This is a genomic window from Oculatella sp. FACHB-28 (genome assembly GCF_014696015.1).
GTDB lineage: Bacteria > Cyanobacteriota > Cyanobacteriia > Elainellales > Elainellaceae > JAAUTN01.
The window spans coordinates 188,852-202,646 of record NZ_JACJPJ010000041.1 but is presented as its reverse complement, the minus strand read 5'-3'; the positions used below and the strand labels follow the sequence as shown (position 1 = coordinate 202,646).

The 13,795-nt window shown below is 50.9% G+C and carries 11 protein-coding genes; 3 read left to right on the top strand and 8 right to left on the bottom strand.

What is annotated here, in order from left to right:
• Window positions 1–101: 101 nt before the first annotated feature.
• Entirely contained in the window at window positions 102–620 is a 519-nt protein-coding gene (gene ilvN / locus H6F88_RS05860) for an acetolactate synthase small subunit (RefSeq protein WP_190641799.1), read from the bottom strand.
• 182 nt (window positions 621–802) lie between these two features.
• Here ilvN and H6F88_RS05855 point away from each other — a divergent pair, with 182 nt between their 5' ends.
• On the top strand, window positions 803–3,301 hold the full coding sequence (locus tag H6F88_RS05855; protein WP_199333461.1) for a putative PEP-binding protein: 2,499 nt from the start codon (window positions 803–805) through the stop codon (window positions 3,299–3,301).
• On the opposite strand, the gene H6F88_RS05850 is transcribed toward H6F88_RS05855, so the two are convergent.
• The 7 genes from H6F88_RS05850 to H6F88_RS05820 all read right to left on the bottom strand — a co-directional run bounded on the left by H6F88_RS05850 (window position 3,298) and on the right by H6F88_RS05820 (window position 11,790).
• Window positions 3,298–5,220: a serine/threonine-protein kinase gene (locus H6F88_RS05850; protein WP_190641798.1), complete on the bottom strand. Its 1,923-nt coding sequence runs from the start codon at window positions 5,218–5,220 to the stop codon at window positions 3,298–3,300. The genes H6F88_RS05855 and H6F88_RS05850 overlap by 4 nt on opposite strands.
• 492 nt (window positions 5,221–5,712) lie before the next feature.
• Window positions 5,713–6,858 (bottom strand): glycosyltransferase family 4 protein, encoded by a 1,146-nt coding sequence (locus H6F88_RS05845; RefSeq protein ID WP_190641797.1) that lies wholly within the window; start codon window positions 6,856–6,858, stop codon window positions 5,713–5,715.
• Between the two features lie 61 nt (window positions 6,859–6,919).
• Window positions 6,920–8,533, bottom strand: coding sequence for an MFS transporter (locus tag H6F88_RS05840; RefSeq protein WP_190641796.1), 1,614 nt, complete (start codon window positions 8,531–8,533; stop codon window positions 6,920–6,922).
• 3 nt (window positions 8,534–8,536) lie between these two features.
• A complete protein-coding gene (recO, locus tag H6F88_RS05835; protein WP_190641795.1) occupies window positions 8,537–9,541 on the bottom strand; it encodes a DNA repair protein RecO in 1,005 nt (334 codons plus the stop codon).
• 73 nt (window positions 9,542–9,614) lie between these two features.
• On the bottom strand, window positions 9,615–10,313 hold the full coding sequence (gene deoC, locus H6F88_RS05830; RefSeq protein WP_190641794.1) for a deoxyribose-phosphate aldolase: 699 nt from the start codon (window positions 10,311–10,313) through the stop codon (window positions 9,615–9,617).
• Between the two features lie 41 nt (window positions 10,314–10,354).
• Window positions 10,355–10,687: a hypothetical protein gene (locus H6F88_RS05825; protein ID WP_190641793.1), complete on the bottom strand. Its 333-nt coding sequence runs from the start codon at window positions 10,685–10,687 to the stop codon at window positions 10,355–10,357.
• A 119-nt stretch (window positions 10,688–10,806) separates the two neighbouring features.
• On the bottom strand, window positions 10,807–11,790 hold the full coding sequence (locus H6F88_RS05820; protein ID WP_199333474.1) for a zinc ABC transporter substrate-binding protein: 984 nt from the start codon (window positions 11,788–11,790) through the stop codon (window positions 10,807–10,809).
• Between the two features lie 320 nt (window positions 11,791–12,110).
• On the opposite strand from H6F88_RS05820, the gene H6F88_RS05815 reads away from it, so the two are divergent.
• On the top strand, window positions 12,111–12,854 hold the full coding sequence (locus tag H6F88_RS05815; RefSeq protein ID WP_190641871.1) for a metal ABC transporter ATP-binding protein: 744 nt from the start codon (window positions 12,111–12,113) through the stop codon (window positions 12,852–12,854).
• Window positions 12,854–13,747: a metal ABC transporter permease gene (locus H6F88_RS05810; RefSeq protein ID WP_190641791.1), complete on the top strand. Its 894-nt coding sequence runs from the start codon at window positions 12,854–12,856 to the stop codon at window positions 13,745–13,747. The genes H6F88_RS05815 and H6F88_RS05810 overlap by 1 nt, the downstream gene beginning before the upstream one ends.
• Window positions 13,748–13,795: the final 48 nt, after the last annotated feature.

The following is a 13,795-nucleotide window of genomic DNA, read 5'->3' as shown; positions in this document are numbered from 1 at the left end:
CCCTAGACCCTTGCGGAGGGGGTCTGGGGGACGCGCTCGTCCCTCAGTGGGGATTTGGGGGCTTTGCCCCCAAAAAGTCTTTGCTTGAGCCAAAAGACTCTCTAAACCTTCGCCTCTAGAGACTTCAAGTATTCCGTATTCACCCCCGACTCCCGCGTGAGTGCAATTTTTCCTGTTCGCGCCATCTCCCGAATCCCAAATCGATTGAGTACCTGAATGATCGCCACCATCTTCCCTGGATCGCCCACTACCTCAATCGTCAAAGAATCCTCCGCCACATCCACCACTCGCGCCCGAAAAATTTGCGCCAGTTCTACGATTTCAGAGCGGCTAGAGCTAGTCGCGTTCACTTTAATCAACATCAGCTCTCGCTCGACGCAGGGCACTTCTGAGATGTCCTGCACCTTCAGCACATTAATTAGCTTGTAAAGCTGCTTCGTCAACTGCTCAATAATGTGGTCATCCCCTGGCACCACCATCGTGATCCGAGAAATGCCATCTTGCTCAGCTGGCCCCACCGCCAAGCTTTCAATATTAAATCCGCGACGAGCAAACAAACCTGCAATCCGGGTTAAAACGCCTGCTTCATCCTCGACCAAGACTGAGAGGGTGTGTTTCATGGTGGGTAAATGTCTTAGGCAATTTAGGCAATAGCTCTTGATTTTAACTTGGTTTGGGGCGATCGCAAACTGTCCCCGCTGAAGTTGAAATAACGCTATAAGTTGAGATGAAGTTGGAATAGCGCTGTTGTCTCTGGGCAGTGCGTAGTACCAGTAAGATCAAAGTGATACTTGTCGCCTAAATGACTGTGGCTAATCTTTACTGGCTTGACCAGATTCAACCTGCAAATCGCAATCAAGTAGGGGACAAAGCTTTCTATCTAGGGCTATTGGGGCAGAAAGGCTATTCTGTCATGCCTGGAGTCGTCGTTGCAGACTCCGTATTTCGAGAATTTTTAGGAACAATCAACTGGCTAGAACCGCTGTTTGCCGATTTGCCCAACTCGGCACTGCATCTGGATGTAGACAACCCTCGTCAGCTGCAGGCGATCGCCCAACAAATTCGTCAGGCTATTCAGTCAACCCCTTTAGCAGCAGATTGGTTAGCGCAGTTGTTTGCGGCTACGAGCAGTTGGCAGTCTGCAGCAGTAATTCTGCGTCCGTCCTTTGCCCTGGAGTCGAGGTTAGACTCCAGCATTAGCTATCGCACCACTGGACTATTCGCTAGTCAAGTTTGCTGGAATCAACCAGAGGCGATCGCCCAAAACCTCAAGCGCGTTTGGGCAGAGCTATTTCGGGCAAAAAGCTTACTGTACTGGCAGCGTTTGGGGATTCAGCTTCAGCAAATCAACCTGGCTGTTTTAGTGCAGCCAATGGAGTCAGCGATCGCTGCCGGAGATTTGCACACTCACGATGGTCATCTTGAAATTCGGGCAACCTGGGGCTTAGGCGCTGCCTTAACTCGTGGGGAAGTCACTCCAGACCGTTACCAAGTTCATCGGCAAACGGGCGCAATCCAGACGCAGCAACCGGGGAGTAGAACCTTTGCCTATCACATTGCAGTGCCTTTCGCCTCATCACAAGCAGAACTACCACCTTCTCAGGACTGCCTTCGAGCGGATCCAGTCGAGCCATCGCGGGCTATCCTGACCGAATTAGAGCTTGAACAACTGACCCATTTAACCCGAAGGCTCTCTGCTGATCTGGGTCCATCGCTGCGGCTAGAATGGGCAATCTCGAAGAGATACCCGCAAGGGGTCGTCCCGCAACCTGACACATCGCTGACCCTTTACCTGACTCAAGCCAGCCCGCAACCCTTACCCATCCCAGGTATTCGTTTTCGACCGTCTACAGCTTCTTCACCCCTTGTGCTATCGCCATCTGTCCCTACGACCTGGCAAATTTCAGGTTTATCTCCTTTAGTTGTGAGGGGAGTAGGTGCCGCCTCAGGGCAAATTTTTGGCGAAGCTTGGATTGTGCCTGACTCAATTCAGGCTGCTGTTAGAGCGCCTACTGGCGCGGTCTGGATTGCGTCTCAAATTACCCCAGACTGGATCTTTGAGCTACAGCAAGCAGCCGGAATCGTGACTGAACAGGGCGGCATGACCAGTCATGGCGCAATCGTGGCACGTGAATTAGGCATTCCTGCGGTGGTTGGTGCAGCGGATGTGACAAAGCTGATTCAAACCGGGGAGATGGTCTTTTTGGATGGCGATCGCGGTGAAATTTACCGAGTCGAAAAGGAAGCCATTCCACCTCACGCCGCTCCGCTTCCCCCGTCTCACCTGCTGGCTCAAACCATCCTTCAACCTTCCTCTCAACCGCCAGTTAGCCCCCAACCCTTAGCCCATACTTCCTCAAAACCTGATTTTTACACTGCCTCAAAATCGTCCGACCCACCCAATGGCACTCAACTTATGGTCAACCTCAGCCGGGTGGCGCTGCTGTCACAGACCCACGATTTGCCAGTGGATGGGGTTGGGCTACTGCGGTCAGAGCAGTTAATTTTAGATGTGTTAGATCAGCAACACCCGATTGTGTGGGCGCAAGAACGGCCACGAGAATTGGTGAATCGTCTGGCAGAGCAAATCCTCCAATTTGCCCAAGCATTTTTGCCGCGACCCGTGTTTTACCGTTCCCTGGATTTGCGATCGCACGAATTTCAGTCATTAATGGGTCATCCAACCACCCCCGAGCCAAACCCTACCTTGGGGCTACATGGCACTTTCAGTTATGAAGTCGATCCGACGCTATTCGACTTAGAGTTGGCCGCATTAAGACAGGTGCAGCAATCTCGATTTGCTAATGTGCATTTAATTTTGCCCTTTGTCCGCACGGTAGAAGAATTTCGCTTTTGCTATAAGCGCATCCTCGACGCGGAGTTAAAACAAAATCCAAACTTTCAGGTGTGGATTATGGCTGAAGTGCCCTCGGTTTTATTCCTGCTGCCAGATTATGTGCAGGCTGGTGTACAGGGCATTTCCATAGGCAGCAATGATTTGACTCAACTGCTACTAGGAGTAGACCGAGACCACCCTCAGATGTCCCCAGCTTTTGACCAGCGCCATCCAGCGGTGCTGCGGGCTATGCAACAACTCATTCAGACGGCGCGACAGGTGGGCATCCCTTGCTCAATTTGCGGTCAGGCTCCGTCTCAATATCCAGAATTGGTTGAGGCGCTGGTGCGCTGGGGCATTAGCTCAATTTCTGTTAGCCCCGATGCAGTAGAGAAGACCCATGAGGCGATCGCCCGTGCCGAAAGAAGCTTGTTACTAGAAGCGGCGCGTCATCGCCTTGCCTAAACCGGCAGTTTCCAAATTCTAACCGTATTGTCAGAACCACCGCTGACCAGGGTTTTGCCATCCTTACTGATGGCGATCGCATTCACGGTATCAGAATGGTCAGTCCAGGTCTCGATCACCTTACCCTTGTCCAGATCCCAGAGCTTAATCGTGGTGTCGCTGCTGCCGCTGACCATCAGCTTTCCGTTAGGACTGAAGGCAACAGCATTCACATCTCTCGAATGGTCAGCAAACGTGCGAATCAGTTCCCCGCTGGGCAGATTCCAGAGTTTGATCAGCTTATCTTTGCCGCCGCTGGCCAGGAGATGCCCATCCTTGCTGATGGCGATCGCACTAATTGAGTTGACGTGCCCCGTCCACGCGGCCATTTGCTCGCCCGTGTGCAGACTCCAGAGTTTGATTTTGTGGTCAAGTCCACCACTTACCAGCAAATGACCATCTGAGCTAACGGCGATCGCCTTGATCATTCCCGCCACCCCAAACAGCGTTCGCAGCAGTGTCCCGGTGCCCATTTGCCAGAGCTTAATCGTCCGATCTTCGCCCCCACTAACTAAAAGCTGACCATCAGGTGTGACCGCCACCGCGTTTACATCCCTAGAATGCCCCGTCAGCGTCCGCATCAAGGCCCCGGTTTGCAAATTCCACATCTTGATGCTGTAGTCATCACTGCCGCTGACTAGCGTTTTGCCATGCGGACTAATGGCGATCGCATTCACTTCCTTGGTATGTCCTGTCAGGGTAAACAGCAATTCGCCGGTGTGCAGATTCCACACCTTCACCGTATCGTCCAAACTGCCGCTTGCCACTGTTTGAGCCATTGGGCCTAACGCCACACTCGTTACCCACGAGGAATGCCCCGTCAACACTCGCAAACAGCTTCCTCCCGGTTGTCCCCCTGAGCGGGGTCTTGAAGGCAAAGGACTAGAGGTCAACGGCGAACTAGAAGGAGGGTGTGAAACTGGGTTAATGCTTGCCTCATTTGTAAGCAATGCTGCAGGGTTACTGAGAGGTGGAATGGAGGTGAACGGGACACTATTCAGGTCTCTCAGTATCTCTTCAGCAGATTGGTAGCGCTCGTTCACCAGATCTTTCAGCATCTTGTCCAAAATTCGCGACAGATTATTGCTGACGGTCACTCCCTTCTTCAGCAAGTAGTCCCGCCAAATCCAGCGTCCATTCAGCGGATCATACAAACTGTCGGGCTTGGTTTGAGTCAGCAAATTAACGCACGTCGCCCCCAAACTGTAGAGATCGCTTGCAGGATAAGCTCGACCCCCTCGAAATTGCTCCAGCGGAGAATAGCCTTCTGTACCAATCCGAGTTCCTGGCTCCACCGCTACCGCTGCGGTCAATTGTTTGGCAACGCCAAAATCAATCAGTACCAGGCGACTATCCACCTGACGACGCAAAATATTAACTGGCGTGATGTCGCGATGAATTACCTGATGCTCATGCACAAACTTCAGTACGGGCAGCAAATCATTTAATACATCTCGAATCTGTGCTTCTGTAAAAGCCCCTTGCCTACGAAGCTGCTGCGATAAATTTTGCCCCTCAATAAACTGCTGCACCAGATAAAGATATTTGTTCTGCTCAAAATAAGCCAGCAACGTAGGGATTTGAGGATGCTCTCCCAGTTCGTGTAGCCGCACCGCTTCCTGGTTAAATAGCCGAATTGCTTTATCTAGAGATTTGGTTCCCTGCACCTGAGGTGAAAACTGTTTAATCACACAGCGGGTGTTCAACCTGTCTTCATCTACAGCTAGATAAGTTCTGCCAAATCCACCCTGGCCAATGAGCTGCACTGCCCGATAACGACCTCTCAGCAGGGCTTGTAGGGGTGTGCCACAGTTCTGGCATACCTCTGCCTCATCAGAATTCTGGGGCTTTCGACAACGGGGATTGAGACAACAAATCATGGTAGATGGGGCACTTGGGCAGTTGACGAATGACTTTGACTTTTCCCAAGAAGCAAGTTTTGCTTCCTGGAACGAACTGAGCAATTCAGAGGAAATTGAAGCGAAAAAACGTTCCTCTCTTCATGAGAGGTATGTTTTCCCTAAATTGCTTTACAGATCTCTGGACGATGCACCCTATTTAGATCAAAAGGAATGATCTAATTGTGAAACCTCTAAGCCTAAAAGATGTTTGAAAAGTAGTAAATGCCCTATAAGGGCGTAGCATTTAGCAAAAAAACTCGAAATAGCACAAGAGTTCTTGCCCGAATCCTATGCTCCTATCTCTGATGGACGACAAACTGTACTTTTCAAACCCCTTTGGCAGCCTGTAGAACTCCCGGAACCTTTCTTAACCAAAACAAGAGATCAAAAAGCAAGGGATATTCTCCAAGATAGATCTCCGCGAGAGAATTACCGTTGCTCAAGACGTGTAAATTTTTATGGTTTGATAACTTAAACTGAGCGATTCATATAAATTCGCTGTTGCTGGAAGACCTGGCTGTAGAGTTCTTCGAGCAAAGTAATGTTTTGGCTAAGTGTATAACGGTCTAACACCCGCTGACGAGCTTTACGTCCCAATAGTGTCGTTAGCTCAACGTGGTCACGAAAAATGGGAAACAGAGTTTGCAGTTGTGCCGAGACGCGATGCGTATTGAGGATGATGCCTGCACCGTCTTCTAGCACTTCTCCATCAGCCCCAGCATCGGTTGCCATGCAGGCTACCCCACAAGCCATTGCTTCTAGTAACGACAGGGAAAGTCCCTCCACCAATGAGGGCAGGATAAACATATCTGACCCACGTAAGATTTCGATCCGCCGCTGTTCGTCGGCGACAAAACCTAGCCAGATCACTCCATGCTCCTGTCCATAAAAGGCTTGCAGTGAGGGAGCAAGCGGACCGTTGCCGACGATCGCCAGTTTGCTGTTCGCTCCCATCTCAGAATGTTTCCAGGCACGGAGCAGAGATTCAACGTTTTTCTCAGCGGCAATTCTGCCCTGATAGACAAATAGCCGTTGAGCGTCCAGTTCTGTTTTGATGCGAGACAAGCCAGGAGAATATTTTCCGGCATCGACTCCGTTAGGAATGACAGCAACTTGAGCTTCTGGTACGCCTAGTCTCACCAACAGATCACGCTGGATATGAGAAAAGACAATGACGCGATGATAGTTTGCCAGGAAGGGGGCATAAAGCTGATACATCAAGTGCTGAGTGCCTGATGTCAGATTGCGTCGCTTGCGGTCAAAGGGTGGGTGAAAGGTCGCGACCAGCGGCAGGTTCAACTCTTCACAGATTTCGGGTAAGACAAAATCTAGCGGCGACAGGGTCAGCGAGGCATGAACCAGATCGGGCTTGAGCCGACGCAGTGACTGGATCAGCACCTTGCTCGATTTGAAGGATGGAATGGTATAAATCTGCGACTTGTAAAGAAATGGGATAGAAACTTCCTGCCGTTCAGACTGACTATCGTTAATTTCTTCTTGGGCAAAGTGCAAGAAACTAACCTGATGTCCTCGATCTAGCAGCGCGTTTGTGACTTCTCGACCGTAGGTGACGTTGCCACAGAACGGTGATTTTTTCCCAAGCCATGCAATATGCATTCAAGTGAATCGCTTTAATTTTTAATCAAGAAAATTTTCTCTAATATCAGGATTTAATCACTTATTGGGGTGCTTTGGGTGATCCTTCACGGGAAATGTACCAGGTCAGACTGCCACCGGCGATCGCCACTACTGCCAGCCCAATAAACACAACTTGAAGCCCAAACAGCGTTTCAGCGACTCCAGCCAGGGCCAGCGGCAGACTGAGAGCAATATTCACGGCGTTATTTTGTAAGCCAAACACCTTGCCTCGCATCTCTTCGGGGGTTTCTTCCTGAATTGCGGTTTGCATCGGAATGCCCACGATTGCTGCAAAGCCTCCCAGCGACACCAGCATCAGCAAGGTCGGTACGAGTTCCCAGGAAAATAGCGGAATAGCTGCGAGTGATGCACTCATGCCGATTGAGCCATACAGCGCAAGCTGAGCACGAGAAAACCGCTGCCCAAAATAGCCCAGCACCGTTGCCCCGATGCCCATGCCGATGCCGCCTGCCGCCAGCAAAAAGCCAAACTGAGAAGACTTGATTGCAGGCATAATCTCTGCCAGTCGCACTGCCAGGACTGCTAATGCTGCAAAAATTGAGAATAAAACCACCAGTTGAATCAGTGCTGCCCGTACCCGTCTCTGCTGCTTTAAGTATCGCAATCCGTCTTTGATATCTTGCCAAACGTGAGGTGGCTCTTGTTGCTCAAGGTGATCGCCTTTCTCGCCCGTTTTCAGCAATAGGAGGAGGAGACCGGCGATCGCATAACTGACTCCAACCACGACCGACTTGCCCACGTCCAGGTTGCCACTGATCCATACGACCAGGCGATCGGCAAAGTGTAACAGCGGCTCTCCCACTGCAAAGCCAACAATTACCGAAGCCATCATCGTCGTTGTGTAGAGCGAGTTAGCCGATAGCAAATGCTTACGCTCTACAACCAGCGGGATAACAGCTTGCTCTGCGGGAGCAAAAAACTGGGTTAGAGTAGACACCAAAAACGTGATTCCCAGCAGCATGTAAAATCCGATTGGCAGCCCAGCAAACGGCGACCAACCCTGCGAAATCCATAGCAGCGGCGGCAAAACCAAAACGAGTCCCCCTCGCAGCAGGTTGGTTGCGACGAGGACAGTCTTTTTTGACCACCGATCGACATATACACCCGCCACTGACCCAAACAGGACGGCTGGAATGGTAAACGCAATCATGATCGAGGACACCCAGCCGCTAATGGTTTGCCCCTCCGACTGAAACCGACTCTCAATCAGCGCAATCATCAGCACTAGATAAACTTTGTCTGCCAGTTGCGAGAAAACCTGACCGCTCCAGAGCGCTAAGAAGTTACGGTTCTTGAGAACGGGCAAAAAACCATGAACTGGCTCCTCTATCTCACGCTCAGACTGTTTTCTAGAGTTTGAGGAGTCCGAACCATCTGGCTTCTTCGGATCTAGAGCAACTGTATTGCCGTTGCTGCCGTTGTCACCGCCACTGTGACTATTCGTCTTGCCGTTGCCGTGGGTGCTGCCATTTCCGTTTTTATGACCGTTACTGGTGGTGTCGTTCGGCTTCCAATCAGTCGGCTTTTTATCGACCTGCGTATCAGTGCCATACCGACCTCCCTCAAGGTTGGGGTCAAGCTGGCTGAGCATGGGCATCTGCACGTCCAGGTCTGAGTCAAACAATCGCATCATGATTTAAGGAGATGGAATGGGCTGCGGCAGGGGGTAGAAGCAAGTATCAATCAAAGTGGCGGATCGGATCGGCTGATCCAGGTGATATTGAGCATAATGCCTTAAGATCCGCTCGATCGAAAGCCAGATTTGTTCAGGTAAGGGTTGCTCGATTGGGTGTTCTTGGGGCTGGGCAAGAGTCCCATCGGGTTGGATGAAATCGGGTTGAGATAGCTGCTGGAGCAAGGCAAGCTCCGTCGCATTAATTTGAAGATGGAGTTCAGCACTCTTCTTATTCTTAGAAGGGCGAGCAGGCGGGTAGCTGGGTGCAGATTCACGGACAGATTGTGGGCGGCCAACTACCTGTCCCATCCCAGGCTGAGCTCGATCAGCCTGACTAGGGCGAATGGTTGAGCCACCTGTCCTGAATTTTGCGGTAGACAGCCTGGGGGCTAACTGCTCTAGCTCTGCCAGGCTCACAATTCCGCCTGCTACAGCGCTAAAGCCAACGCGCCAGTCAGGGTCAGCAAAATCAGGCGCTAAAAGTTGCTGAGTTACGCAACAAAGCTGCACTTGGGGTGCAACTCCCGCTAGAGCCAGCAGATGAAAGGTGGCATGAGCCAGACTAGCTAGCGTCACCGCACCCGGTAGCTTTTCTAGACGGTTTAGATGCTCAACCAACAAACAAAACAGTTCTTCTTGTGGCTGGTCACTCAACGCTTGAAAAAGTGCCAGTTCTGCCAAGTATTGGCTCGCTGTTAACTTCTTCAAGTCTTGACTCAAACCAGCATAAGACTGTATGCTTTCCGCTTGAATAATCTTATCGAGGCTCCGCCCCTCTGCAATCAGTAATTGGTTAACTACAAACAGTCCACTACGTCCCCCTAAAGAGGACTTGTGCTTCCGTGCGCTGGGTGCTACCACTCGGATCAAGCCAAACTCTTGCGTCAAGACAGTCAGCAGGCGATCGCTCTCGCCTAGCGGCATACTTTTAAGGTTGATACCAGTGGCTTTGTAGGTTCCACCCATGTTGAGGATTGTGGGCTAAGGGTTTGGGGTTGGTAGGGATGCAGTGCATCGCATCTCCACCACATCTACGTACTTAAAGTTTTGCTTCTTCTTCCAGGGTATCGTGTTGGCGGAGTAGATCCGGACCACGGGAAGTTCCTATACGGGTTGCACCTGCCAGGATGAGGGCGATCGCTTGCTCAAGGGTGCGAATCCCGCCTGATGCCTTGATACCAATGCGATCGTTGGAGACAGCTTTGAGTAATCTGACATCTTCAACCGTGGCTCCACCGTACCAGCCTGTACTGGTCTTTAGGAACTGCACGCCTGCATCTAGACAGATTTCTGCGGCTAGTTTCTTTTCACTTTCGGTCAGCAATGCCATTTCTAGAATCGCTTTGACGGTTTGACCTGTTGCCTCGCAAATTTCAGCTAGTTCTTGATGTACTTCGTTAGTCCTGCCTGATTTTAGCCAGCCCAGATTGATTACAACATCTAGCTCAGTTGCTCCATTCTCAACCGCTTCTTGAGCCTCAAAGAACTTCACGGCCGAGGTCGTCGCCCCAGAGGGAAAACCGATCACCGTACAGACTTGAGTACGCTTGTTATGCAGCAATTCGACTGCTTGACGCACATGTGCCGGATAGACACAAACCGTTGCAAAGCCAAACAAATCTGCCTCTTCGCAACACTGAATGACCTGCGTTGGGGTAGCTGCCGGGTTGAGCAGCGCATGATCAATAAATTCGGCTAGGTTAATCCGTTTGGCATAGTCAGCATAGTTTTCTGCCATAAATTTCTCTGAGTGGTTCTCCTTTATAATTGCTGGGCGAATTAGTTCTGGGCTTCTAAAGCCGCTACTCGTTCTTCTAAAGCAAGGACTTGCTGTTTGGTTTCGATCACCAGCGTCGCGAGGCGATCGAACATCGGGTCGCCAGATTGCAAGGTGGAAGGAGTGACCTCAGGAGCCGGATCAAGCTGAATCTGACTACCACCTCCACTTTGACTCAATCTGGAGATGGTATTCTCAAGCCGACTCACCCTGGACCGCAAGGTTGTATTTTCTGACTCTAATCTAGAGACGCGAGAGCCAATCTGAGAAGAGGTTTGAGCGAAGAGGGGGGCGCTAAGGAAGGTCAGCAGTAGGGTAAGGGCGATCGCTACCATCCCTGCTGGTTTTAGCAGACTCTTCAGCGACCTTGAAAACAATTTCAACATCGACAACGTACGAACTCGGCAACATACTTACCATCCCCATTCTGGCGCAAACATCCTCAAACAACGTATTACTCAAATGGAGTGTAGGTTCCACCTAACGCCTCAACGATCGCCCTTGTATTCGACACCATCATCTTGACGTAAGAGTCCCCGTCTCCACCCGGTGCGCCGATCGAGTCAGAATAAAGCTGCTGTGGGGACAGGTCTACTTCCGCTTCTTCTGCAACGGTTTGAATCAGGGCTGGGTTGATGGTTGTTTCAGCAAAAATGGTTGGCACTCCAGTCGCTCTCACTGATTCCACTAAGCGCTGTACGGTCTGGGCGCTAGGCTGCTCTTCAGTGCTGATGCCAATTAGTGTCCCAATCACATTTAGAGAATAGGCACGAGCGTAATACTGAAAGGCATCGTGGGTCGTAACGAGCCTGCGATTATCAGGAGGAATGGTAGCAATTTGCTGAGCAATCCAGGCGTCTAGACGCTCTAGCTCGGCAACCAATTCAGCGGCATTTTGCTCAAAGGTGGGGCGATCGCTTTCTGACACCTCAATCAGCGCATCCCGAATCGCATTCACCATCAAGATTACGTTCTGCACATCTCCCCAAACGTGAGGGTCAGGGGTAGATTGACCTTCGACCTCAAGAGATGGTGCTACTTCACCCACGGCAACTTTTTTAGCTTCTACCCCAGCCGAATTCGTCAGCCGAATTAGCCCTGGCTCCAGGTTGTAGCCGTTATAGAGAATTAAGTCTGCCCGTTCCAGCGCTACTGTGTCTGCCGGAACGGGCTCATAAACGTGAGGATCGGCTCCTGGTTCCAAAATGCTCGTGAGTTGAATTTCTGATTCGCCAATTTGCTCAGTCAGGTCAGCCAAAATGGTGCTGGTCGCCACGACTTCAGGTGCATCAGCCGCACTAGAACTGTCTGAATTTGAATTGGTCAGATTACAGCCGCTTGTCGTTAGCCCCAGGAAGAGAGCTGCGATCGCCCACACCCGTAGTGAAGATGGTCGAAGTAGAGGGTGAGCGAGCGCTCTCGTGCGGGCTTTACGCATTTTCATAATCCTTTCATTTTTCTTGCACTATACTAATTTCATAATCCTTTCATTTTTACAAAAAATTGTGGAATCTGGCTTAGCCGTCTTCACAAAGACTCACTTCTATTGATTAAATCTCTGCCTTTGCGTCAACCTCTAGCAACATCGCTTAAGCCTTGTGACAGGGGGCGCACAGGCAACAGGAATTTTACCTTAGAAGTGTTGACAGCAAACCCAAGCACGTTGATAGGAAAGAGACCGTGAACCCAATTGCCCTACCCTTCCAAAACCACTTGGTGCAGCAGCCAAACTCGTCAGGTCAAGTTGAGCAAACCTGTATGTCTTCCAATGCGCCTATCGCGGTTAACCGTTTGAGTGTCAGTTATCGAGCGGTTGAGGCTTTGCGTGATATTAGTTTGGTGATCCGTCCGGGGCGGCTAGTTGGAATTTTCGGACCAAACGGTGCGGGTAAGAGTACGCTGCTTAAAGCAATGCTGGGACTGATTCCTAATACCAGTGGCTCGGTGCTTTACCACAATAAGCCGCTGATGCAGCAGCTTGATAAGGTTGCCTATGTGCCCCAGCGATCGCAGATTGACTGGAGCTATCCGGCAACGGTGTGGGATGTGGTGATGATGGGTCGGGTCCAAAAAACAGACTGGTTTCGCCGCTTTTCTACCACCAGCCGGCGGGTTGCTGCTGCTGCCCTAGAGCGAGTCGGCATGGAAAAATATCGCGATCGCCCGATTGGTCAGCTCTCTGGCGGACAGCAACAGCGAGTGTTTTTAGCACGGGCACTGGCGCAGGAGCCGGAAATTTTTTGCTTTGACGAACCGCTGGCTGGCATCGACCAAAAAACTCAGGAAGTCATTTTCGAGATTTTTCATGAACTTGTTGCTGCTGGCAAACTTGTCCTCGTGGTCAACCATGACTTGGGCGAAACGATCGCTCACTTTGATGACTTGATTTTGCTCAACCAATCCCTTGTCGCTTATGGCCCTCGTAGGCAGGTATTAACCAAGGAAAATCTCTATCGCGCTTATGGCGGCAGAGTTATGTTTGCAGCAGGTGAAGCGGCGTAATGTGGGAAGCGTTGCTAGAGCCATTGAGCTATGAGTTTATGCAGCGATCGCTGATCGTTGCTGTTCTGGTTGGGCTAATCTGCGCGGTGGTGGGTAGCTACCTGATGGTGCAGCGGTTGGCGCTGTTGGGCGATGCAATTAGCCACTCGGTCCTGCCAGGACTGGCAGTCGCCTACATGATTGGCGCAAATATTTTTATTGGGGCATTCATAGCTGGGGTGCTGAGTACGATGGCGATCGCCTGGATTCGATCGCGATCGCCGATCAAAGAAGACGCAGCAATGGGAATTGTCTTCTCTGCCTGCTTTGCCCTGGGAATTACCCTAATTACCCTAATTCAACGCGATAACAAAATCGACCTCAACCACTTCTTGTTTGGCAACATTCTCGCAGTCAGCCGTCCCGAAGTTTGGCAGACTGCATTGATTTCTGCCCTGGTGCTAGTTGTCGTCGTCTTGCTCTACAAAGAACTGCTGTTTTACACCTTTGACCCACTGGGCGCACAGGCAGCAGGCTTGCCCACCAATTTGCTTAACTTTGGGTTGATGCTGCTGATCGCCCTGACCATTGTTGCCAGCATGAAATCGGTTGGCGTTATCCTGGTGCTATCGCTGCTGATTACTCCTGGTGCAACTGCCTACCTGCTGGTCAACCGTCTGCATCAGGTGATGATTCTCGGTGCAGGCATAGGTATTGTTTCCAGCATCAGCGGCATGTACCTCAGCTATTTCTTTAACCTGCCCTCGGGACCGGCGATCGTTCTGGTTGTCTCTGGAATATTTGTCCTGGCGCTGCTGTTTAGCCCCACTCACGGTGTTTTTACTCAGCCTCAAACAAAATCGAACGAATCGATGGTTTGGCGGGAGCTAAAAGGGCTAATTCGACGGCATTGATCTGAATTAATCTAACGACATTTAAGTAATTCCAACATTCCAGGAGAG

Excerpts from the sequence above, each read along its gene's own strand:
- ilvN (WP_190641799.1), bottom strand. The coding sequence starts at position 620 with ATGAAACACACCCTCTCAGTCTTGGTCGAGGATGAAGCAGGCGTTTTA.
- H6F88_RS05855 (WP_199333461.1), top strand. The coding sequence starts at position 803 with ATGACTGTGGCTAATCTTTACTGGCTTGACCAGATTCAACCTGCAAAT.
- H6F88_RS05850 (WP_190641798.1), bottom strand. The coding sequence starts at position 5,220 with ATGATTTGTTGTCTCAATCCCCGTTGTCGAAAGCCCCAGAATTCTGAT.
- H6F88_RS05845 (WP_190641797.1), bottom strand. The coding sequence starts at position 6,858 with ATGCATATTGCATGGCTTGGGAAAAAATCACCGTTCTGTGGCAACGTC.
- H6F88_RS05840 (WP_190641796.1), bottom strand. The coding sequence starts at position 8,533 with ATGATGCGATTGTTTGACTCAGACCTGGACGTGCAGATGCCCATGCTC.
- recO (WP_190641795.1), bottom strand. The coding sequence starts at position 9,541 with ATGGGTGGAACCTACAAAGCCACTGGTATCAACCTTAAAAGTATGCCG.
- deoC (WP_190641794.1), bottom strand. The coding sequence starts at position 10,313 with ATGGCAGAAAACTATGCTGACTATGCCAAACGGATTAACCTAGCCGAA.
- H6F88_RS05825 (WP_190641793.1), bottom strand. The coding sequence starts at position 10,687 with ATGGTAGCGATCGCCCTTACCCTACTGCTGACCTTCCTTAGCGCCCCC.
- H6F88_RS05820 (WP_199333474.1), bottom strand. The coding sequence starts at position 11,790 with ATGCGTAAAGCCCGCACGAGAGCGCTCGCTCACCCTCTACTTCGACCA.
- H6F88_RS05815 (WP_190641871.1), top strand. The coding sequence starts at position 12,111 with ATGTCTTCCAATGCGCCTATCGCGGTTAACCGTTTGAGTGTCAGTTAT.
- H6F88_RS05810 (WP_190641791.1), top strand. The coding sequence starts at position 12,854 with ATGTGGGAAGCGTTGCTAGAGCCATTGAGCTATGAGTTTATGCAGCGA.